The sequence below is a fragment of the Paenibacillus senegalimassiliensis genome (assembly GCF_001486585.1).
Lineage (GTDB): Bacteria > Bacillota > Bacilli > Paenibacillales > Paenibacillaceae > Fontibacillus > Fontibacillus senegalimassiliensis.
Genome location: NZ_LN909042.1, coordinates 338,975 through 361,784, shown reverse-complemented (window position 1 = coordinate 361,784; position 22,810 = coordinate 338,975). Strand labels below are relative to the sequence as shown.

Genomic DNA, 22,810 nt, shown 5'->3' with positions numbered 1-22,810 from the left:
CAAATTGTGCTATAATTGGACAAGCGATAGATGGCTTATATGGGTGGTCGGCTACCTCCGGTTGAAGGGAGGGATGCCTGTGGAAATTAAAGATACCTTGACGTTAATGATATCATTTGCGACATTAATTGTATTGGTACTTTCATTCCATAACAAAAAGTAGACCACCCTCGCCAAAGGTGAAATGGTCTACTTTTTTTATAATTATCCACTTTTGAAGCCACCGCCCTTAGAAGCGGCTATTGCTGCAAAGAGTCGTGTTACCAGCACGGCTCTTTGGTTTATACTACATATATTCTAACTTAAAGTTAGATACATTTCAATCCACGCAGGGGAGCATAACGTTTTGGCAAACTCAGTACCAAGGAGAGACAAATGAGAAAAGAAAGATTACCTGAGATAGAGTTGCTGCGAGGGATGGCTTTTTGGGCGGTGGTGCTGCAGCATGTGATTGCCGGGGTGTTTTATCAGCCAGGCCTGAGTGGACAGACCGTTCTGGCCGGGACGACTTTTCTCGGATTGATTCGGTTTGCGGTACCTTTGTTTGTGTTCATCACCGGGGTGGTGTTGTTCTACAATTATGATGGCAAGCTGAATTACGGGAGCTTCCTATGGAAAAGATTCCGGCAAATTGTCGTGCCCTATCTGGCGTGGACGGTTATTTATTATATTTGGATGAGCGTGCGCAGTGGCGGAATCGTGATGTCGTTATCCAGCCTTTGGAACGAGCTGGTCGAGCTGCTCCGAGTGAGCTTAACAGGACAGGCCTCCTATCATTTATGGTTTATGGTCATGATTATTCCGTTCTATCTGCTGTTCCCCCTGTTCCGGCTCATGCTGGGTAAGGAGAAGAAGCTGTGGGTCAACTTGGCGGTAGGCGTGGTGTTTCTTGGTCTGGCCTTAGGCCTGGTGTATGCCTTATCCAAAGGCTGGATTACCTCTGACAATGCCTTCCTCAACACTACGGTGATTCGTTATCTGGATCGAAACTTTCTGTTCTGGATGTTTTATTTTGTGATGGGCGGTCTGGTCGGATTGTATTATAAGCAGTGGAAAATGATCGTCAGCCGCATTTGGTGGTTATGCCTGATCGGCCTTGGGGTGTTCATGTACATCATTTACACCCGGATCGAGGCACTTACGCAAAGCTTGACCAGCGATCTCTATATCTACAGTTCCTATGTCACGGCACCGCTGAATCTGTTGATGATGGGGACGATATTGGTGTCGATGGTGTTGGTGTTTGCTGCAGCCGAAAGGCTTGCCGAGCACACTAGTTGGTTAACCTCGCTGTTGACGACCTTTGGGCGTTACTCCTTCGGAGCTTATTTGATCCACGCTATGGTGCTCAGTTCAACCAACTACCTGGCGATTTCTTATCTGGGGGTACTTGGTGTGTATGGGCAGACGGTGGTGTCGTTTGTGTTGTGCGCTGCGGTGAGTTTGGGTGTATGCGTAGGGTTGAGTAAGGTGAAGGGCGTTGGGGAGGGATTGGTGGGGCGGGTGTGAATGTTATTTTTCTGTCCTCTCCATGTCCTCTTACCGTCCGCAATAAGGCCGATACATAACCTTTGCCTCTTATAAAATAAACGTAGCAGAGATACAAATGTGCTGCAAACTATAAAGAGCGGAGGTTTTTTTGTGGCAAAGACAGATTGGACCTTAACTGATACGGTAAGGCCAGAAGATATTAATGATATTGGGCACGAAATTAATGAACTGCACACTGAGATAAAGGAACGTTTAGATACCGCTAATAGATCTCCGGTCACTTTACAGCCGGGATTACAGGTTATTCATGCAAAGAGAGATGGGCTGTTTAAGCTGGAGCAAATCGAGGGTAAGACGGAAATTAACGGTCAGGGCCGCACGGGAATAATTGGTGTGGAAAATCCGTATGTAATTAATACGTCCGGGAATTTGTTGCCGCCGTTTTATGAGTGGATTTCAGACTTTGGTAGTGATGCAACATATAATGTACATGAAGCTTATGAAATTGAGATAAACAGGAAAGCTATGAATAGATATGGACATTGTAGTTATACTATTTCAATTCAAGAAAATCATTCTTATTGTTTATCCGCCCAAGTAAATTGCAACGTATCTGGTGAAGGAAGGGCCTACATCCAATACACTTGTTATGACAGTTCCGGAGCTTCCTTTGGATCATCTACACATAAAATTGATGCTATTACGGAAGGATTTTATTTCTCAACACCTATATTTACACCTGAAGGCGCTGTGAGCATACGGGTTTCAGTGGGAATTGAATCTTCAGCAACGGGTACAGCACATTATATAAACCCAATGCTCACCATTGGTACGGAGCCGGAACTGTTCGTACCACAACGCAAATCTATGCTCGCCTTTGAGACGGAGTTGCATGCAAACCCTACGGATGGAAATGAACCAGATATACTGTTTATACACAATGGAGAATACAAGAAGCTGGCTAAGTGGAGAAAAGTTAATATCGACAACAGTATGGTATCTTTTGCAGTCCCGAGAAATTCCGAAGTTTTACCCCCGTTAGGCTGTAAATTTGTCTATATCGTCCCACCTCCACTAGCAGAAGGAAGTAAGACAGAGTCTCCGCTATATGCTTTAATGACAAGTTACAGCGGGGATGTTCTAAGAAATGTTACAATGAGTTCAAATTTCAGTGATATAAACCAATTTCTTATCAATTTTAACTACCAGAATAAGATACAGATTGTTGTATCCAACACAGACAGCGGATGGGGAGACGAGTACACACCTACACAAAACGAGGTTAGGGCTTTTTTTAACGGGTGGCGGATGCGTGATGCGGTCTCATTAGACCCATATAACGGTGCAGGTACAAAAGCTTGGGGAACGGTAATTTCGGGAGGGGCTGATCTATACACAACGACACTCCCAACGACTCAAGCGCCTAATTGGAAACCATATAATCTTCTATATCGCCTGGCTAAAGAAACCATTGAACCTGTAGCAGCAGAAGGAGAGCTACTTCTTACCGAAGGTGACAACACAGTAGAAGTAGGGACGGGAATTACACTGAGAGAACGGGCTAAGCCTATCAAATCCGGAAACACTCTGATTTATCATTATATCAATCGAACTTCTTTCCCTGAATCACTACTAAAGAATACAACTAGTGAGATACTGAATGTTTACGCCAATAATAACAACCAAACCGGATTATGGACACACGTTTATGACGATACAGCTAATGGATTAGCACGAGTAACCTATGGTAATGTGACGCAAGAATTTGATGAATCTTCTGCATACAGCGTTACCTACATCAAGCTCGACAAGTCCCCAACTCAACCGATTACAGGCTATTTGGTAACTAATGAAAAGGCGCAGATTAGCGAGCTTGCAGCGGGTGTGGCAGAAGCATTGCAGCGGGTATCTGTTGTAGAGCAAAAAAAGGTGGAAAAGGATAAGCCGAGATGGGTCGACATCATAATGCTGAACTCTTGGACCACCAATGCCGTTGAACCTTTACAGTACAGAGTGGTTGACAATCATCTGGAATTGCGCGGAACTGCTAACGCAGGTGTTACAACAGCAGGAACAATTTTGTGTGAATTACCTGAGAAGGCATGGCCTAAACGACTCGAACGTACTCAGGCGATAACTTGGAGTTACGCTGCAGATGCAACTGCCTGTTTGGTGCAGATAAGCTCAAATGGACAGTTATCCGTCGCCACAACACCCAAAAATTTTATTAATATCCGAGCTTCAATTCCACTCGATTAAGAAGCTGATATAAAAAATAATTACTAGCGGAAACACTATACAATAAAGAGAAGCTAATTATTTGCACTACAACAATTAGCTTCTCCCTATTATTTAAAGCTCATCCTTCATCTCTTCCAAAAATGCCCTCAGTCCCTCACGCCATGGCCGCAAATCCTGTAATCCGTTGGTACGAATACTTAAGTGATCCATGACCGAATTGCTTGGACGTGGTGCTGGGCGGGGAAATTCCTCGGTCGAGCAAGGCTCCACCTTGACTGTAAAGCCCTTTCCACGAATATCAGCCGCTTCTGCAAAAATCGCTTGGGCAAACTCATACCATGTACATTCTCCTAAGTTAGAGACATGATAAGTGCCAAATTTCTGCGTAGCAACCAGTTCAAGTAGAAAAGTTGCCAGATCCACCGTGTAGGTAGGTGAACCTTTTTGATCATTCACCACCTGAAGAGCTGGCTTCTCTTCTCCCAGTCGTAGCATGGTTTTCACAAAATTATGTCCATATTGCCCATACACCCAAGAGGTTCGCACTATGAAGAACGACGAGGACAAACTTTGAACTAACTGTTCTCCAGCACGTTTGGACTTGCCATAAATACTTTGCGGATTCGTATTGTCGTATTCCTGGTAAGGCACATCAGATGTACCATCGAATACATAGTCCGTACTGATATAGCAAAATTTAGCCTTTACCTGTTCGGCGGCGAGCACCATGTTACGAGTTCCGGTCGCATTTACAGCGTATGCCATGTCAACATCTTGTTCGGCCTGATCTACTGCTGTATAAGCTGCGCAATGAATGACAATATCAGGTTGAAACTGCCGGACGACCCTCAAACACATCTCCTGATCGGTGATATCCAGCGTATTACGGTCGGTGGGCAATAGTTCATGACCTGCTTGCTCAAAAACTTTTACGACATCCTTACCTAACTGCCCTTCAGCTCCAGTCACCACCACTCTCATAAGCGCCCTTCCAGCCGTTCACCATATTGCTTAACGAAATACTCCTGGTACGCTCCCGATTGGATGCGAGTCCACCATTCCCGATTGTCCAGGTACCAACGAATGGTTTCTTGAATTCCCGTCTCAAAAGAGTGCTTTGGCTTCCAGCCCAGTTCTGTCATCGTCTTGGTCGGATCAATGCCATAACGACGATCATGGCCGGGCCGATCCTGAACATACTTAATCAGTGATTCAGACTTACCTAGCTGCTCCAGAATGGTTTTTACAATATGCAAGTTAGTCCGTTCATTGTTCCCACCAATGTTGTACACTTCCCCATCGCGCCCCTGATGAATGACCAAATCAATAGCACTGCAATGGTCTTCTACATAAAGCCAGTCACGAATGTTCAAGCCATCTCCGTATACAGGCAGGGCTTCGTTCGCTAACGCCTTGGAGATCATCAATGGAATAAGCTTCTCGGGGAATTGATACGGTCCGTAGTTGTTGGAGCAACGTGTAATGTTTACGGAAAGGCCAAAGGTTTCATGGTAAGCGCGAACTAGCAAATCCCCGCCTGCTTTACTAGCTGAATAGGGGCTGTTAGGAGTTAACGGTGTTTCCTCAGTGAACAGTCCGGTCTCTCCCAATGTCCCGTATACCTCGTCGGTGGAGACCTGAACGAATTTCTGAACACCATGCTGGCGCGCTGCTTCCAGAAGCACCTGTGTACCAAGTACATTCGTTTTCACAAAAACTTCCGGCTCCAGGATGCTGCGATCCACATGCGACTCCGCCGCAAAATTGACGATCACATCCACGCCTTGGCTGACCAGTTCATTCATAGCCTGAGCATCGGTAATATCCGCCTTGTGGAAAGTATGATTCGCATTGCCTTCTGCAGACTTCAAATTCTCCAGATTTCCGGCATAAGTAAGAGCATCCACATTAATAATCTGGTACTCGGGATGCTGATCCAGCATATATAATACAAAGTTGCTGCCAATAAAGCCGGCACCGCCTGTGACAAGCAGTTTCATGAGAAAAGTCCTCCTAGTCGAAATTCATTTCTGCTTCTGCCAAAGTCGGATGATGCCTGTCTTTATCAGAAAGCAGCGGCTCACTTACCGGCCAATCAATCGCTAGCGCCGGATCGTTCCATAATATGCCGCGATCATCCTCCGGGGAATAGTATTCGTCCACCTTATATAAAACTTGGGTATTAGGTACAAGAGTACAGAAGCCATGAGCAAAACCCTTAGGAATCAGCAATTGTCGCTTATTGTGCTCACTAAGCGTGACTGCAACCCATTGGCCGAACGTTGGCGAGCTACGACGGATGTCCAGAATTACATCATAAATAGCCCCAGAGAGTACACGAATTAGCTTCGTTTGTGCTTTAGGACTTAGCTGGTAGTGCAATCCCCGCAGTACCCCCGGTTCTGCTGATAAAGACTGATTATCTTGAATAAAGGGATAGGTGACTCCGAGCTCCTGCATCACCTGCTCATTATAGCTTTCCATAAAAAAACCCCGGTGATCGCCATGTACCACCGGTTCAAGTAAAAACGAACCTTGTAGCTTCAAAGGAGTAAGTCTCATAGCTTTTCCCTCCTACTGTAAAGATCTATATTATAACTTCAGCTTGCCGTATTCTTCTCCAAAAACTAGATCTTTTGCAAGTTCATTAGCTTTTGCTAATGACGCATGTGTACCCGCATCTGTCCACCAACCTTGAAGAACATCAAAGGCAAGCTCTCCACGTTCAATATATGCATTATTGACATCAGTAATCTCCAGTTCCCCTCGAGCAGAGGGCTTAAGAGTTTTAATAATATCAAAAACATTATTGTCAAACATATAGATGCCCGTTACTGCATAATTTGATTTAGGCGACTGAGGCTTTTCTTCAATATCAATGATTTTGTCACCTTGGATCTCTGGAACCCCGAAACGTTTAGGGTCTTGAACCTCTTGAATCAGGATTTTTGCTCCTGCTTGCTGCTTCTTGAATTTTTCTACAAAAGGAGAAATATCGTCAGCAAATACATTATCTCCAAGAATTACGAGCATTTGATCTTCTCCAACAAAATGCTCAGCAAGACCGAGGGCCTGAGCGATTCCTCCAGCTTCATCTTGAACTTTGTAGGTAAAAAAAACTCCCATCTCACCACCACTACCGAGTAAATTTACTACATCTCCCATATGTTCTTTACCAGTAACGACAAGAATATCAACGACTCCAGCTTGTTTTAATTTATTCACAGCATGAAAAATCATTGGATATTTACCTACCGGCAACAGGTGTTTATTTGTTACTTTGGTAAGAGGGTATAGACGCGAGCCAGTACCTCCTGCTAGTACAATTCCCTTCACATAGCTCTCCACCTTTATTATTTTTTCGCACTTGACTACAAGCATCGATTGGTTAACCATTTTTTTCAGTTGTTCCAACTTCTTACATATCTCTTTTTTCTCAGCTTCTTTCGTTTCCCACCGAATGTTTCTGCTTGTTTTCGTGCTACTCTTTCATATGAAAACCTGTTTTCTTCTGCTCCAAAGCACTAAAAGTTAAGCTTCCCCAGGAAAAGATGCCATCTATCGCTTTCTTAATCATAGTGGCTTTGCTTGCCAGCGCTTCTTGAATTCACTTAGCAGTGACACAGTGCAGCGAGTCGAACCCCTGACTTCCGTCACGCGAACATCCGTGTTCATTGTGGACGATTCCATGTTCGAGCGAAATCAGAGCAAAGCTGTGGGGCTGGTCGGACGACCATACGTTTCTTACTTTGGACTTCGTCAGTTCCATGCAAGCCGATATTACGAGTATTCATCCAGGAATCGACAAGCACCTCTGCGGTTATAGACGATGGAAATAAGCACTGCTTTCCGACACGCATCTGGTCTTCCACTCCGCGCGTTCAGGAGGGGAACTATCGGAATATTTTGCGCCTGATTTATACGGAACTGGTTCTCGTATTCCAGTCGTAGTAGTTCTTGCCCGCCATCGGTCCAAAAAAAACGAATGACTGCTATTCTATCGGCCAATATAACATTGATGGCACAGAAAATCATCCAAATATATCAAATCCGCTCTGTGCCTGTAAAAAGAATTTTAAGGGCTCCTATTACTTGCTCATTAGCCATACTTTGATTGTCTTTTAACTGCTATATATTTTACTAGCCTGGCAACATCGGCAAAGCACGGATTAGTTAACACTAGAGGTTATGCTTTATTTTCTCTTTGATGAAGTCGACACCTTAAACTGCGCAGCCGATTTTAAAACAATTGGTGGAATTAACTAATGAATTCGCCATTCAAGTCGATAAGAAACTATCCGACATGATTAATAGTCAATTACAGTACTAATCGCTTCTCTTCCCAATTACATCAAGGCTTATATGCCTATTTCATGCTGTGAGAGTTGAGCTCCATAGTAATTATTTCTTGAAATTGCTCTGCTCGTTTACTAAATGTATGTTCTTTTAAAACAATTTTCCGAGCTGCTTCTGCTTTCTCCTGCCTTAACTGTGGATTGTTTAGATAAAACAATATTTTATCAGTCAAATCACTTTTACTTGTATATATCTCTACATTATTTTCTAGAAGTTTCTCTAATCCTGGAGTATCGTTTGCTATAATAAGCGCACCGCATGCTGCAGCCTCATAAGTACGCAAATTTATAGTATTATAAGTCATTGCTGAAGTATCCTCTACTACAATTTTACTTCTACTATAAATTTCAAATATTTTTGAGTGTTCTATTTCACCCTTATGATACCCTTTCCAAGGGTGACCTTGTTTATTTTCTAATTTGCCATAAAAGTGAAAGTTAACTCCTAAACTTAAATCTAAGTCACGAACAATCTGTCTATCATAATCCAAAATATTTCCAATGAAGCATACATCGATATCTCTTTCAAGTGATGTGTTTGGGTTGATAACTTCTTCACTAACTCCTAATGGCAATATTCCTAAACATTTCTTAATCGGTAAGCGCCTTTTTATAAAATCATCCCAGAATGTTGATGTAGTCAGGTAACCATCGTATTCGTGAATACTAGGATTCGCTACCCATTCTTTAACATAACTTCTCATCCAAGCGATCTTTTTTGTGGTTGTAGGTATGTTTATATATCTTAGGTCAGTATCATGGAGCATAGAAATCACATAATCTGTATTGGCAGGTATGTTATTCCACTCATATGGATTTCGTTTTTTAAGATACAGTATAGCGTAATTGTAGTTTTCAATAAGTTTATCCCCTAGTGCCTTGGCAGAAAAAAAATCTCCTTTTGTCGTAGTAGGTTCATTATCACTCACTAAAAAACAAATTAAGTTGTTATCATTACTCATAATGTTTTTTTTAGTCAATCCAAGTTTGGATATATAATATATTAATTGTTCGTATTTTTTAAAAAACATTTTATATGGCTTATATAATATTTTATATAACTTTCCGTACCCCGTTGCACCAACAACAATTTCTTTAACTCTACCAACAAAACTCCTTTTTGATGATGCCGATCTATAAATGATTTTATTTTCTGAGTAATACATTTCAATAAACTTCAGTAATTCTTGTGCCCTATTATCGGCTGTGTGCTGTGTTAAAACTGCTTCTTGCAGGTTCATTGCTTCTCTTTTATATAGGTCAAAATTCTGATAAATCATATTCACAACACTTAATAAAGATGTAGTTTCATTGTTGTAAATAATCGCGTTAGGGAATAATCTTCTTATTTCAGAATTATTATCATTAATTAAAATAGCACCACATGCTACGGCATCGAAAAACCTATTGTTAATAAAACCATTAATTTTCATATCTTCCCAATGGTCATTCAACAATATTTCACAAGAGGAGTATAATTGATTCAATTTATCATTTGGAAACCAATTTTCAATTTTTTTACCTGGTATTATTCCTTCCCAATTCTGGCCGAATATTGAAATATTTAAATTATTTTCAATTGCTTCTTTAACTATTGGTCGATATATTTTTCTTGAATTACCCACGAACAATATATTGGTTTTAAGTTCTTCCCTAAAGTCAGGACTAAAAATATTTCTATCTGTAAACTGTAAAAATGTTTCAACATGAGGATCTAGTTTATCCTTCAACTGTTTTGAATAGGATTCTGAAGCGATTAATATGAGATCAAAAGAATTATATTCCTTTTCTGTTACCATGTGAGGGTGAGAGATATTCCACATTATATTATAATGGTGGGGTTTAACTCTATACGGAGTTAAACCCCTCATAAAAATGACTATATCCGTATCTCTATCACTGTCATTATACCACTCTGCCATTACTTGAATATGATACTCATGGCCTTGCCTTTTCAAGGCTTCACCCAAACTTCTTGCTAAGTAGTAGTCCCCCCAAGTTCTAAGGCTATCCTTATTAGGAATGCAAGTTTTAATGCAAAAACTCAGTTTTTTCATAAATTCCACCTACTAACCATTTACTTATGTGGAGTCCAAACAAAGCAAAAGTTATCCCTTATATAATCTTCGATTATTTTGAAATCATAGTTCATTTTCCACATTACATAATTAAAACTCAACTGATCTCTTCTACTAAATTGTTGTATTTGGGTCCACCATAATTCCATTGACTCAACAAGTTCAGGTTCTTTATGCTTTCGTAAAAGCACTCCAGTCTCAACCAATCCATTAAATTCTGGGTATCCTTCTAAGTTATAGATTTCCATTTGTCTTTTTATAATATCAGGATCATCTTTCCCAAGACGGATGCATGCATCAGCCTCTGAATACACGCAAGTCCTTCCTCCAGAGTGTTTAAAGGCAGCAAGATTACTTACCTTCAAATGTTCATTAATTAACCTAACAGGGTTATCAAGAATCTGGAAATTTGCATCCATCCATACGCTGTAATCGTAATCTGGAAGATACTTATGTGCTAAGATTTTTACTTTTCTAGCATTTCGAACAAGGTCAATCGACTTATCTTCTTCAACATGTATAACCTTCCAACCTTCGGAGGAAACTCTTGGATTATTTGTAAAACAAATATAATCAACACCATCCACTTTTACTATTGGTTCTTTCAATTCATCATAATCCCCAAATATTGCTGTATAAACCACAACTTTATAATCTTTTCCATCTGTTTGTTCGATGTTCTTCGCGCGAGTATAAATCTCACTACATTTAGTTTCAATTTTACTACGTAAATTTCCTAAATAACTATCGCTGCTTAGTAGGTTAACTGCATTAAGAACCTTTTGTTTAGAATGTTTCTCCAAGAGTAATTCCTTGGATTTACTTATAATCTTTTTCCTTCCCTCCGGTGTAAAACTCTTGGATTTAGCATGATAAATATAGCAATTATCTGCAACTCTTAATTTGAAACCAGCATTAGAAGCTCTAAAGGAATAGTCATCCTCCTCTCCATACCCTTTCGGAAATGTCTCTTCATCTAGAAGACCAATTGTATCAATGACCTTCTTTGAAATCATATAACAGAATCCGTTTATTAAAGGTACTTCGGGAAAATTTTTGTTCGATGCATCTTTTACGATTTTAGCCATTTGTTCAATTGTTAAACCATTTAGTGGATTGAGCGACCAATCATCGCCATCCTTTAACCTAGGAACAGACTGCCAACTAGCAGCATTTGAAAGTGGACCTACTATGCCATTAGATTCATCACTTTCCATGCATTCAATAAGTTTTTCTAACCATCTGTAAGTTACTATAGTGTCACTATTTAATAGAATTACATATCTTGAATCAGCTACCTTAATACCCTTATTAGCGGAGATTGTATACCCTAATGCACTATCATTCGTGAATAACGAATAATTATATTTAGATCTCTTTTTGTCTAAAAATTCTTTAGTAATTGAATCGCTACCATCATCAACAATAATGAGATTGAACGGTACGGTTTTCTTTGAATACAAACTTTCCAAGCATATTTTCAAATCTTCCAAAGCATTATGAACACATATTACAATTGACACTTCATATTTCATTTCATTTTTTTTCTTTTGAACGAAGGTAGATGGAGTTTTATATCTATTTTTTTTATTTTTACCGTCTTTGTAGAGCCTCAATAATTTAAAGGGCAGGGATAGAAGATTAATTGGTCGGTAATAGCAACTTATAAATTCATTACCAATTTGATATTTTATAGAATTTAAATGCAGGTCTATTTCTTGATCTTTGATTAATATATTATTTTCCAACTCTATCATTTTTCTTTTTGATAAAATTAATTCTTCTTCCAATTTAAATATGGCTTTTTCTTTTTCATTCAAAATTTCTTCTTTTTCTCTTAATATTTGATTATTAGTTTTCTCTACGTTGTTTAAAGTGTCTTCGATTTTAAAATTTTCTTCTTTAAGAATCGAAATTTCTCTTTTTAATAATATTTCCATATTTTCAAGTTCGTTTATTTTGATAGTTAATTGGTTGTTTGTGTTTTTAAATTCACTAGTCTGTAGTAGACCTTGAACTCTTATTTTCTCTAAATCTTGCAGTACTTGAACGTTAAACTTTTCCAGATGATTAACCAAATAATTGTATTCATTAGAATATATAATTCCTAAACCATGATAGGCTGGATAAGTGAATAATTTTAATGATTGTTGTGATTCTGAAAGAAAATCCTCAATAGCAGTAAGGACGCCGTTCTTATAATTGTTTTCATATACACAATTATTAAGATGTCTATTTAAACCACCGACTTGTGATAATTCACTTGTTCCTAATACCAAGCCATCATTTTTATACGGTTTTAAGTATTCTTTAGGTATTAATTCTGGATTATAATACAAGTCTCTACGTCCATATGGCCATCCGATATCATGCGCAATTATTAAGGGGAATCTATCACAGTTTTTTTCGATTAGCAACAACTCATGATATACCGTATACCAATTATGATCTCCATCAAGAAGAACCATATCAAAATTTTCAAATCTGTATAATGCATTTAAGCTAATATCTTTAACAAAATGGAAGTTTGGGTGCTCATCATAAGAATCTAAAATATCCGCCTTATATGGGTCGATCGAGTATAATTGTGAATTATGTTTCTCACAATACTCTATTAACTGGAGTGTATTTTTCCCCTCATTCACACCAATCTCGACAATTGACTTAGGTTTTGTAATCTCAAGAATAGGTCTTACAACGCTATCCCAATATCTATGCATTAGAAGGCCCCCGTTCTTCAAATCATTTTTTCTGAGTACTTAGCCATTACATCTTCCGAAATTCCATCCATGACCATCTCACCTTTGTCCAACCAAATAAGCCGATCACACACTCTTTGGACCATTGAATCTGAATGAGATACCAGGAGTATTGTAGTACCTATTGACTTCAATTCCATAATTTTGTCTATGCATTTTTTTTTGAACTTTGAATCGCCAACAGACAATATTTCATCAATTAATAGAATATCAGGATTTGAACTTACAGCTACTGAATATGCTAGTCGCATATACATGCCTGAAGAATATGTCCTAACTGGCTGGTCTATAAATTCTTCTATTTCTGAAAATTCAAGGATGGACTGGAATTTTTTATCTACCTCTTGCTTGTTCATTCCAAGTATGGATGCATTTAAATATACATTTTCTCTACCAGTGAAATCTTGTTTAAATCCAGCTCCAAGCTCTAATAAACTTGAAACGTTCCCAAACGTTTCGATTGAGCCTAAAGTTGGGTACAATATTTTGCTAATTATTTTCAAAAGTGTACTTTTTCCGGACCCATTTCTTCCAATAATCCCTACTGATTCACCCTTGTGGATATTGATGTTTATATTTTTTAACGCCCAAAACTCCTTCTTTTTTTGGCGATCATTCATTAATATCCAATCTTTAAGCATCTTCGGCCTATTGTTTAAAACAAACTTTTTCGATAAAGCTTCAACCCTTATTGCTTCCATAATTCAAACTCCTATTTATACATGTTCTGCAAACCACTTACTTAAATGACTAAATATTTTATGGCTTATATACAACATTGCAATACAGCATACTGACAGCACCGCAAGACTCATAATGTTAGGCATTTGATTATGATATATAACATCCTGATAAAATTTTATAATTATAGCTATCGGGTTAATATTAAAAAAATCTTGAATCTTTTCAGGGATCATATCGGTTTTATATACGATAGGTGTTGTATAGAACAATCCCATCATAACAATATCTAATATTTGCCTCAGATCTCTAACAAATACAGTAAATGCAGAAACAATCATACTAAGGGACAATGTAAAAATAAATTGAACAATAATTACTAAAGGTAAAAGCAAATAATATTTATTTATTGGAACTTGATAAACAAAAAGCAAGGGAACTATTAATATTAATGCAATAAACATATTAATAAAATTTGACATAACGCTAGATAATACTATAATTTCTCTAGGAAAATATACTTTTTTTATTAATCCCCCATTACCGACGATTGACCCTGAAGAGGTTAGAATCGAACTTTTAAAACAAATCCAAGGAACTAGTCCTGAAAATAAGAATAGCAAATAATTAGGTATTGATATTTTCATAACAAAAGAAAATACAAAGGAGTATAATAAAAGTAAAAATAACGGATTTAGAATAGACCAGAACACACCTAGTACAGAGCCCTTATATCGATTTCTAAGCTCTGAACGAGTAAAATAATTCACCATATTTCGATATTTATATATTTCTTTTAAGCTATTAATAATACTCATTTTTCTTATACCCCATTAATTTCCTCCACCTAATTTAACTATTTTTGTAGAGTCATGAATATTTTTAAATCCATTCCGTGTGTCAAATATCAAACTAGAATTTCTATAAATTTCCTCATAATTGTAAAATGAGTGGTTTGTAGCCAATAATATACAGTCAAAATTTGCTAAATCTGAATAATTCAATTCTATAGAGAATACATCACTTCCATCCGTATCTTTGAACGATGTAACATAAGGATCATTGAAGAAGACCTCAGCACCATTCTGTCGAAGCAGTTCAAATAACTCGAGACCAGGAGATTCTCTCAGATCGTCAATATTTGGCTTATATGACATCCCCAAAATCAAAACCTTACTATTATGAAGCGGCTTTCCCACTTTATTAAGAGCATGCATAAGTCTTTGAATTACGTACTCAGGCATATGCTTATTAATGTCTTGGGCTAATTCAATAAACCTACTGAAAAAATTATACCCCTTTGCCTTCCAAGAAAGATACATTGGATCGAGTGGTATACAATGCCCACCAATTCCAGGCCCTGGATAAAAAGGCATAAAACCAAAAGGCTTAGACTTTGCTGCCTCAATAACTTCCCAAATATCGATGCCAAGCTTATCACACATTATCGCCATTTCGTTAACAAAAGAAATATTAATGCTTCTAAATGTGTTTTCCATTAGCTTTGTCATTTCGGCTACTTTTGGGCTTGATACCGAAACAATATCATTGATGATACTGCCGTAGTACTTCCCTCCCAATGTATTACATCTGTCAGTAACTCCTCCTACTACCTTTGGGGTATTCTTAGTATTAAATTTACTATTACCAGGATCTACTCTTTCGGGTGAAAAACATAAGAAAAAGTCTTCACCAACTTTGTAGCCCATATCAGTAAACTCTTTTAAAATCACTTCTTCAGTAGTTCCTGGGTAAGTAGTACTTTCGAGGATCACTAGTTTTCCTGGTTTAAAATGTGTTTTAATATTATCAATTGCGGAGACAATATAGGTTAAGTCTGGCTGTTGATACTTTGTTAATGGTGTTGGAACACAAATACTAATAATGTCTGCTTCAAGCAATATATTACTTTCTGAAATAGGAACAAATCTTCCATCTAATGATCCTATTTCTGAAGAATTAACATCCTGAATATATGACTCCCCCCTTTTAAGTAAGTTGATCTTATATTCACTTATGTCGTATCCATAAACCTGAAAACCCTTTTTTGCAAATTCAATTGCAAGAGGTAATCCGACATATCCCAGTCCTATAACAGCAACCGTCGCATCTTTATTTTCAATTCTTTGCAGTAAAGTATCGTAGTAAGACAAGATTCCAACCCCTTTTGACATAATAAAGATCCTTTTCGAAACGTTATTTTTTTTCATTGTTTACGTTACTTTTAAACAATAAAAAAGGTTTTTCAATATAAAAATAACTAATTATTGATATCAATAGTACAACAGGTAAGATGATTAAAGTAGTATAAATCAGATAATCAATATTTGCATGTCCAGTAAATAACCATTCCCAGGATTCTAGTAACCTATTCTGAGTTTTTTTCAAAGCAATTATCACAAAATAGTGCCAGATATAGATACTATAGGAAATTGTACCAATTCCCATAAATATTCGATTTAATAGAAACCTTTTTATATTTGATGATATTAAAAGGAAAGAGACAATTATTAATGCCCAAAGCAAAGCTTCACCTGTATGAAAGAAAGTCCAAAAATACCAATTAAGTCCAATCGCTGTATAACCTCCATAACCACTTAAGCGATGCAAAAATAGGAGTAACGATACAATACCGAGAAAAAAAACTCCCCATGGTAATACTTGTTTTAATTTCAAATCTTTCAATTTATTAAAGTAGATATCTGCGGCAAAAACCCCGACCAGAAACTGATCCATTCTTCCAAATATAGAGTTTATCAATGATGGCATAAATATTTTGATAACTAATGATATTATTATAAGATTATAAAATAAAGCTCGGGACTTTCTAAAATAAACCATAAGAAAAGGTAACATTATGTAGAAATGAATTTCAGGACTTAATGACCAAAATACTCCGGCTGCCCCTCCAAGGTCAGCTTTTTCAATTAACGTGTTTTGAAAGAAAAGAAAATAAGGCATGATCGTATTGAAACTTAGATTTTCTGGTGTCTTTGTTACATAAAAATAAAAAAGAAGGGCAACATAATACAAAGGTATTATTCTAAGAGCACGATTAATATAAAATTGCTTAGTGCTTACTTCTCTACCAACTACCCATTTAATTGATAATAGGAAACCGCTAATTACAAAAAATAATGATACACCTGTATGGCCTTCAAAAAAAAACGTCAATAAAGAATTGTAATCACTTTCTAATCTTTCCACATACTTAGGGAAAACCATATTAGCATGAAAATATAGGACTAACAATGCAGCAACAGCTCTGAAAAGTTCAATTTCTTTCAAGAAATTATTGTTAAAGCCATTTTTTTTAGATAATTCTATATTTCTCAGTTTAGCCACCTCTTGGATTTCAAAAGTGAATTATTAAAGATTTCAAATCGTTTTTTGGATTAATGATAAAGCCTCTTCAAATCTATCTTGTTTAATAAGAATTATTGCTTGATACAAATAAAACTCTTTGCTCTCTGGTCTCCCTTTGATGGCATTTTTTATATATATTTCTGCTTCTGTATAGTTCTTATCTTTTATCATCAAAAGTGCTAAATGAAAGTTAGCCTCAGGATATTTTGGATGTTTCTCCAGTGCCTTTTTAAACCAAATAATTGCTTTGCCGGTATTTCTTATTGTATTGTACGTAACACCTATTTTATAATATCCATTTGGCTTATCTGGGTTTTGTTCAATACCTTTTTGATAATAATAAATGGATTTTTTATAATCTTTCTCAGAAAAATAGATATTCCCCAGATGAAGAAACCCATTATCACAATATGGATCGAGTGTAATGCATGACTTAAAAAATTCTTTTGCTTCTGTTATTTTTTTTAACTCCAAGCAAGCAATCCCTAGATACAAACAAAATTCACTATGATTTGCTGTATATTCACAATCAATCAACAACTCATATACTGACTGGTAATTCTTTTCATCCACGTGTAACTTTAACTCCCTGTAGATCATAAAGATACCTGGTTCATCCTTGTTTTCGAAACAATATCTTTCATCGCTAGATTCAAATTTTCGTTTTTCCAAAAATCCTTTTAACAATTTGCTCATGTCAAATCTCTTTGTAACCTGATGATTTCCACTCGCAAATGTTAGATGATATAGATTATTGTTTGTTATTACATCAGAAATACTCCACAATAAAGACAAGTCAATTAGATCGTAAACTCCATAAATACAATAGACTTGTGTCTTTTTATTCTGTCTCATTAAACTAGCTAATGATTTATACCGATAGTCATATTTTTTTATATCGTTAGAATAATAACTTCTCGCATACCCCTCTCCGATTAAAACTTCTGAAGTAAATGCAAGAATTTCATCAACTTCTAAGAGCAGGCCAAATAATAGCGCTGCATACCCCCCCATAGACATACCTGTACATATAATTCTACCTGGCTTTAATTCCGCTAAAATTTCTTTCAATAATTCTGCTGTCTCATCAATAGACGAAGTTATATTTCTTATTCCTTCCTGATACCACGAATTCCCATGACAATTTACGTATATTTTTGTAGCAGCAAGCTCACTAGCAACATTAGTCATAGCAAATTTACCCGGAGGATAATTTGTGTGCGAAAAAACAATAAGAACATCTTTTGAATTTGCATACTTCTCAATCTTAATGTACTCATTACTTCCATTTAAGATCCTCTTAAAAAGTTCATTTTCCGAATTATCATTCGCTAAAAGCGACTTAAATAATTGATTTAAACGCACTTGATTTATCTCTTCTTTCTTTAGGGCTTAGAATTTATTTTATTTCTACTTATAAATTCTGAGATAACGGAATCTAGCACAAAATTAAGATTCTCTTATATTTTTTCGATAGGCCAATCCCACCAAGCAATATCAATTAACTCATCAATTTGGTGAAGCCTGAATCTTTGTTTAATTATTTTTTGTGGATTACCACCAACTATAGTATAAGGGTCTATATCCTTTGTAATAACACTACCGGCAGCTATAACAGCACCATCACCAATAGAAACTCCCGACAAGATCTAGGCATCCCTTCCAATCCAAACATCATTCCCAATGATTACATCTCCCTTGGATTTGGGATGCCCGTCAAAACTTCCAGCCTCTGCAAGTATCTTATTTGAATGGATATGTTGTAACCCAATCAGTTCTGTGTTCCTCTGCCAATAAAATGGTAACCTCTTTTGCAATGGAGCAAAACTTACCAATTTTCAGATTACTACCTTCCCCCAATCCAGTATTTTAGGGGTTCCATAAGTTCAAACTCCAATTTTGTACACTAAGTATTCAATAAATTAATTAGTGAATTTAATTTCTTTATTGATCATATTTCGCTTCTCCTCAAAAGAAATATACTCCAGATATATTATAGTATTTTAAGTTAATAGAAGCTTATGCTAAAATAATTGTCGTACCTATTCGCAAAGGAGATAAATACGTGTCGAATCCAGTATACGGGAAAAAGGCCACAGCGTCGAGAAATGGGGAAAAGTTTCCTGCGGCTCTGTGGGTATTGATGATCGGACTCATTTTATTCTTGGTTTGGGCGCCGTTCCAGGCCGGGTTGTTCAACGGACTTGTGCTAGACTTTGAGAAGCCTATCTATTGGGCGGTGCTAATAGGCAGCTTGCTAATGCTAGCCTGGGTCGCTGCTTTCTTCAAAAGCATTAAGCTTGAAGATCAACGGGATTGGACGGCGCTGCTCGTTCTGTTCATCCCCATAACTTATATTATCGCATTGATTAACGCGGCTAGCCAGTATTTTGCTGCCAATATGGTGCTGATCCAATCGCTTTATGCCTTTATCTTCATTATAGGCCTCTATCTATTACAGCACAAAAAGGCGAATCAAATCATAGAAACGACTGTGATTACCGTAGGCTATGGCATTGTTCTGTTCGGCTTGTTTAACTGGTTGGGACAAGGCAGAACGGTGTCGGCTATTGTCGGCTGGTTCACGAGTACTGTGGTTAACGGCCAGTTCAACCAGGCAGTTTGGGTTGATTCCAATGGTCCACGGCTTGCTTCAGTGTTCCAATACCCGAACACGTATGCCGCTTTTCTAATGGCTTTCTTTTTCGTGGCCATATTTGCTACTACACGTTCTAAAAAAGGATATGGACAAGCCGTTCACGCCTTCATGTTAGTTCCAATTGTCCTGTCTCTTCTCTTAACCTTATCACGTGGGGGCTTGGTGTTCCTGCCGGTCGTGTTTGTGATATTGCTACTGTTTCTGAAGCCAGCCAAACAAATTCTGTGGATTCTCTATTCACTAATTGCTGGAATTGCTACTCTGCTTATTGCCAAACCGGTGACAGAGCTGGGCCAACAGTTCCATTTGGGACAAATCGGAGATCCGGCTAAAGGCTGGTTCTACGTTCTCGCCGCCTCGATTATACTTGCAGTGTTGGCTTGGCTTATACAACGATTTGTAGCACCGCGTTTGGAGAAGGCTACCAGCCATTGGTCAGGGAAGAAGCTTTCCAATTTGTGGCTACCGCTTGTCTCTGTCATAGCGGTTGTGGTCTTGGCTTTCTTGTTCTTGGGCACAAACCTCAAGCATATCTTACCGGGCAACATCGGAGATCGTCTGGAAAACCTCAATCTCCAGCAGCACAGTTTCCTGGAACGGATGACCTTCTATAAGGATGCCGCAAAAGTTGTCAAAGACTATCCGGTGATTGGAGCAGGTGGTGGCGCTTGGGCTTCTATCTATGAGCAATACCAGAACAACCCTTACCTCAGTCGCCAGGCACATAGCTTTGTCATGCAATACCTGGTCGAGGTTGGTGTTTTAGGATTTATCGTTCTGCTTGCCTTTATGGGCTTTATTTTCTACAAATATATCCGTGGCTACATGAAGGCTGATGAGCAAAAGCGTGAAGGTTATTTTGCTTACTTCATTATCGTACTTTCCATTCTCATGCACAGCTTGATGGACTTTAACATGAGTTATGTATTCTTAGGGGTACTTGTGTTCTTGGGACTTGGAGGTATGGCTGCGGGAATGGAGCATCACCCTGCTGGCAAGCTTGTACTGAAACCGGGGACCATGCGCGGACTGTTCAGTTCTGTTATGGTTGTGGCTTCGTTGATTTTGATTTTCGTATCCATCAGTTATATTCAAGCGAACCAAGCTACGGTCCAAGGTAAAATGCTGATGTCTACAAGCTCTGACTTTCAAGAGATTCAAGCACCACTCAGTGAAGCGCTCAAGAAACGTAGTGGGCAGCCAGATGCGGTGTTGTACATGAGTTCTCTTCTGCAAGCCGGGTTCGAGCAAACCCAGGACGATGCCTTTTACAATCAAGAGAAATTGTTGCTTACCGATGCTTTGAAAAAAGAACCTTATAATAAAAATATGTACAAGCAGCTTATTAAGCTCTACCAGTCTAAAGGTGAATTGGAGCAAGCCCATGCCGTCCTTAGCGATAACGCCAAGCGTTATGCTTGGGACATGAACTGGTACGAGGACTTGATTGTGCAGTCCTTCGAGCTTGGTTATCAGAAGCTAGGCGAGCAGGATGTGGCGCAGAAGGATGAATACTTCCACATCGGAGTTGCTGCCTATCAGCATGTGGTTGACGGAGTAGAGCATTTGAGGACACTTCCTGAAGGTCAAATGCAAGGGAATACCTTTGAGGTTACCCAGTCTATGGTCCTTCACGCCGGCAAAATGGAGTTCATGCTCAATGAACCCGCCAAAGCGGCGGAGGTTTTCAAGACAGGAATTCGTGAAGATCTGAATGACAGCACCAATCGAGAGATTGCCCGTTGGTATTTGGCTTCTCTGCAAAAAACAGGCTCCACCGATCAAGCGATACTCGACCTACTTTTACAGGTAGACCCGTCTGAGCAGGCTTCGATAGATGAATTGGCAAGTTTGAATTTCTAAATAAAAAACGGTCCCTCCGCATTGGAGAGACCGTTTTTTTATTGTAAGGTATTATTTAGCTACAGGTTTCAAAGTATCCGTCATATAACGAATCAACTCATCCCGTAGTTCTGGATTTTCTAACGCGTAGTGAATGGTTGTTTTGATAAAGCCTAACTTCTCCCCAACATCATGCCGTTCCCCTTTAAAATGATAGGCCAGCACCCGCTCCATTTCACCTAGTGTGGATATCGCATCCGTCAACTGGATTTCTCCGTTCACCCCAACTCGTTGATTTGCTAAAATATCAAAGATAGCGGGAGTTAAAATATATCTACCCATAATGGCCAGGTTGGAGGGGGCCTTCTCAACGGTTGGTTTCTCAACTAATTGATTAGCCACATATACCCGTTCCTGAATAGCGGTGGGGTCCACAATCCCGTAACGAGATACTTCATTTCCATCGACAGGCTGTACGCCAACGATAGAAGCCTTATGCTCGTCGTACACCTGAATCATTTGTTTTAAGCAGGGAACCTTGGATTCAACAATGTCATCCCCGAGCAATACTGCAAACGGCTCATTACCGATGAATTTACGCGCACACCAGATTGCATGCCCCAGACCCTTGGGTTCCTTTTGCCGAATATAATGAATATCTGCCATGTCCGAGGATTTACGTACCTCTTCGAGCAGTTGAAATTTCCCTTTCTCATGCAAATTGTATTCCAATTCAAAAGAGGTATCAAAATGATCCTCAATCGCCCGCTTCCCCTTACCGGTGACGATAATAATATCCTCGATCCCCGAAGCTACAGCTTCCTCCACAATATACTGGATGGTGGGCTTGTCCACGATCGGCAGCATTTCCTTGGGCATGGCTTTGGTCGCTGGCAAGAAGCGCGTACCCAGCCCCGCTGCGGGGATAATGGCCTTGCGAATTTTCATACAACGATCTCCTCATTTCAAGATTGTCCAATTGCTGTAATTATAACATATGCTCCAGCGCATCTGTGATTTCAGGTAAGTAGAAAAAGCAGACCCGGAGGTAATTCCCGAATCTGCTCACGCTCTTATCTATTCACAGTCATGTATCTTTAGATTAATGGCTGCGCCATTTCCCTAGCCAATCCGTTCGCCAAGGCTGTTCCTCATCGTGCAACACCGGGGAACGATCCATATTCGGGGTATGCAAACGACGCTCATTGCTAAATTCGATCTTGCGGTACTCTTGCTCACCGTCCATGTTCAATCGGCCATGTACCCGACTTACAACCGATTGCATTTCGAGGAATCCTTCAAACATCACGATCACCCTCCTGGGAATGTCGAGCGATA

General features: G+C 38.6%; 18 protein-coding genes and 1 pseudogene. 5 read left to right on the top strand and 14 right to left on the bottom strand.

Annotation, left to right across the window (positions count from 1 at the left end; all coding sequences use genetic code 11):
• The first annotated feature begins 73 nt into the window (after window positions 1-73).
• The 3 genes from BN3279_RS24445 (at window position 74) to BN3279_RS03715 (ending at window position 3,750) form a co-directional block, all read left to right on the top strand.
• Window positions 74-163 (top strand): putative holin-like toxin, encoded by a 90-nt coding sequence (locus BN3279_RS24445; protein ID WP_222860878.1) that lies wholly within the window; start codon window positions 74-76, stop codon window positions 161-163.
• Window positions 164-375: 212 nt separating this feature from the next.
• A complete protein-coding gene (locus BN3279_RS03720; protein WP_059049296.1) occupies window positions 376-1,509 on the top strand; it encodes an acyltransferase in 1,134 nt (377 codons plus the stop codon).
• 132 nt (window positions 1,510-1,641) lie between these two features.
• Window positions 1,642-3,750 (top strand): hypothetical protein, encoded by a 2,109-nt coding sequence (locus tag BN3279_RS03715; RefSeq protein ID WP_059049295.1) that lies wholly within the window; start codon window positions 1,642-1,644, stop codon window positions 3,748-3,750.
• A gap of 93 nt (window positions 3,751-3,843) precedes the next feature.
• On the opposite strand, the gene rfbD is transcribed toward BN3279_RS03715, so the two are convergent.
• The 4 genes from rfbD to BN3279_RS03695 are packed head-to-tail and all read right to left on the bottom strand — an operon-like array spanning window position 3,844 to window position 7,068.
• Window positions 3,844-4,713 carry a dTDP-4-dehydrorhamnose reductase gene (gene rfbD, locus BN3279_RS03710; RefSeq protein WP_059049294.1) on the bottom strand — a complete coding sequence of 290 codons (870 nt, stop codon included), beginning with the start codon at window positions 4,711-4,713 and terminating at the stop codon, window positions 3,844-3,846.
• Complete coding sequence (gene rfbB / locus BN3279_RS03705) at window positions 4,710-5,732, bottom strand: dTDP-glucose 4,6-dehydratase (protein WP_059049293.1); 1,023 nt, start codon at window positions 5,730-5,732, stop codon at window positions 4,710-4,712. Before rfbB ends, rfbD begins: the two co-directional genes overlap by 4 nt.
• 13 nt (window positions 5,733-5,745) lie before the next feature.
• Window positions 5,746-6,294, bottom strand: coding sequence for a dTDP-4-dehydrorhamnose 3,5-epimerase (gene rfbC, locus BN3279_RS03700; RefSeq protein ID WP_059049292.1), 549 nt, complete (start codon window positions 6,292-6,294; stop codon window positions 5,746-5,748).
• A gap of 30 nt (window positions 6,295-6,324) precedes the next feature.
• Entirely contained in the window at window positions 6,325-7,068 is a 744-nt protein-coding gene (locus BN3279_RS03695; RefSeq protein ID WP_059049323.1) for a sugar phosphate nucleotidyltransferase, read from the bottom strand.
• Window positions 7,069-7,177: 109 nt separating this feature from the next.
• Between BN3279_RS03695 and BN3279_RS24505 the strand changes: the two are divergent.
• A pseudogene (locus tag BN3279_RS24505) lies at window positions 7,178-7,562 on the top strand (IS4 family transposase); the annotation flags it as partial.
• Between the two features lie 536 nt (window positions 7,563-8,098).
• Here the strand turns inward: BN3279_RS24505 and BN3279_RS03690 are convergent.
• The 8 genes from BN3279_RS03690 to BN3279_RS23930 form a co-directional block, all read right to left on the bottom strand.
• Window positions 8,099-10,144: a glycosyltransferase family protein gene (locus BN3279_RS03690; protein WP_059049291.1), complete on the bottom strand. Its 2,046-nt coding sequence runs from the start codon at window positions 10,142-10,144 to the stop codon at window positions 8,099-8,101.
• A gap of 20 nt (window positions 10,145-10,164) precedes the next feature.
• The gene (locus BN3279_RS23325) at window positions 10,165-12,885 is read right to left on the bottom strand and encodes a glycosyltransferase domain-containing protein (protein ID WP_082672923.1); all 2,721 of its coding nucleotides are present in this window, start codon (window positions 12,883-12,885) and stop codon (window positions 10,165-10,167) included.
• A gap of 17 nt (window positions 12,886-12,902) precedes the next feature.
• Complete coding sequence (locus BN3279_RS03680; RefSeq protein WP_232436744.1) at window positions 12,903-13,625, bottom strand: ABC transporter ATP-binding protein; 723 nt, start codon at window positions 13,623-13,625, stop codon at window positions 12,903-12,905.
• A 15-nt stretch (window positions 13,626-13,640) separates the two neighbouring features.
• Window positions 13,641-14,423 carry an ABC transporter permease gene (locus BN3279_RS03675; RefSeq protein WP_059049289.1) on the bottom strand — a complete coding sequence of 261 codons (783 nt, stop codon included), beginning with the start codon at window positions 14,421-14,423 and terminating at the stop codon, window positions 13,641-13,643.
• Between the two features lie 15 nt (window positions 14,424-14,438).
• A complete protein-coding gene (locus tag BN3279_RS03670; RefSeq protein WP_089153424.1) occupies window positions 14,439-15,761 on the bottom strand; it encodes a nucleotide sugar dehydrogenase in 1,323 nt (440 codons plus the stop codon).
• A gap of 40 nt (window positions 15,762-15,801) precedes the next feature.
• Window positions 15,802-16,950 (bottom strand): acyltransferase family protein, encoded by a 1,149-nt coding sequence (locus BN3279_RS03665; RefSeq protein ID WP_059049288.1) that lies wholly within the window; start codon window positions 16,948-16,950, stop codon window positions 15,802-15,804.
• Window positions 16,951-16,983: 33 nt separating this feature from the next.
• Complete coding sequence (locus tag BN3279_RS03660; protein WP_059049287.1) at window positions 16,984-18,336, bottom strand: tetratricopeptide repeat protein; 1,353 nt, start codon at window positions 18,334-18,336, stop codon at window positions 16,984-16,986.
• Between the two features lie 95 nt (window positions 18,337-18,431).
• The gene (locus BN3279_RS23930; protein ID WP_059049286.1) at window positions 18,432-18,617 is read right to left on the bottom strand and encodes an LbetaH domain-containing protein; all 186 of its coding nucleotides are present in this window, start codon (window positions 18,615-18,617) and stop codon (window positions 18,432-18,434) included.
• Between the two features lie 419 nt (window positions 18,618-19,036).
• On the opposite strand from BN3279_RS23930, the gene BN3279_RS03650 reads away from it, so the two are divergent.
• Window positions 19,037-21,493, top strand: a complete 2,457-nt coding sequence (locus BN3279_RS03650) for an O-antigen ligase family protein (RefSeq protein ID WP_059049285.1) — start codon at window positions 19,037-19,039, stop codon at window positions 21,491-21,493.
• A gap of 51 nt (window positions 21,494-21,544) precedes the next feature.
• On the opposite strand, the gene galU is transcribed toward BN3279_RS03650, so the two are convergent.
• Window positions 21,545-22,420, bottom strand: a complete 876-nt coding sequence (gene galU / locus BN3279_RS03645; RefSeq protein WP_059049284.1) for a UTP--glucose-1-phosphate uridylyltransferase GalU — start codon at window positions 22,418-22,420, stop codon at window positions 21,545-21,547.
• 154 nt (window positions 22,421-22,574) lie between these two features.
• Entirely contained in the window at window positions 22,575-22,778 is a 204-nt protein-coding gene (locus BN3279_RS03640) for a hypothetical protein (protein WP_232436743.1), read from the bottom strand.
• Window positions 22,779-22,810 lie beyond the last annotated feature (32 nt).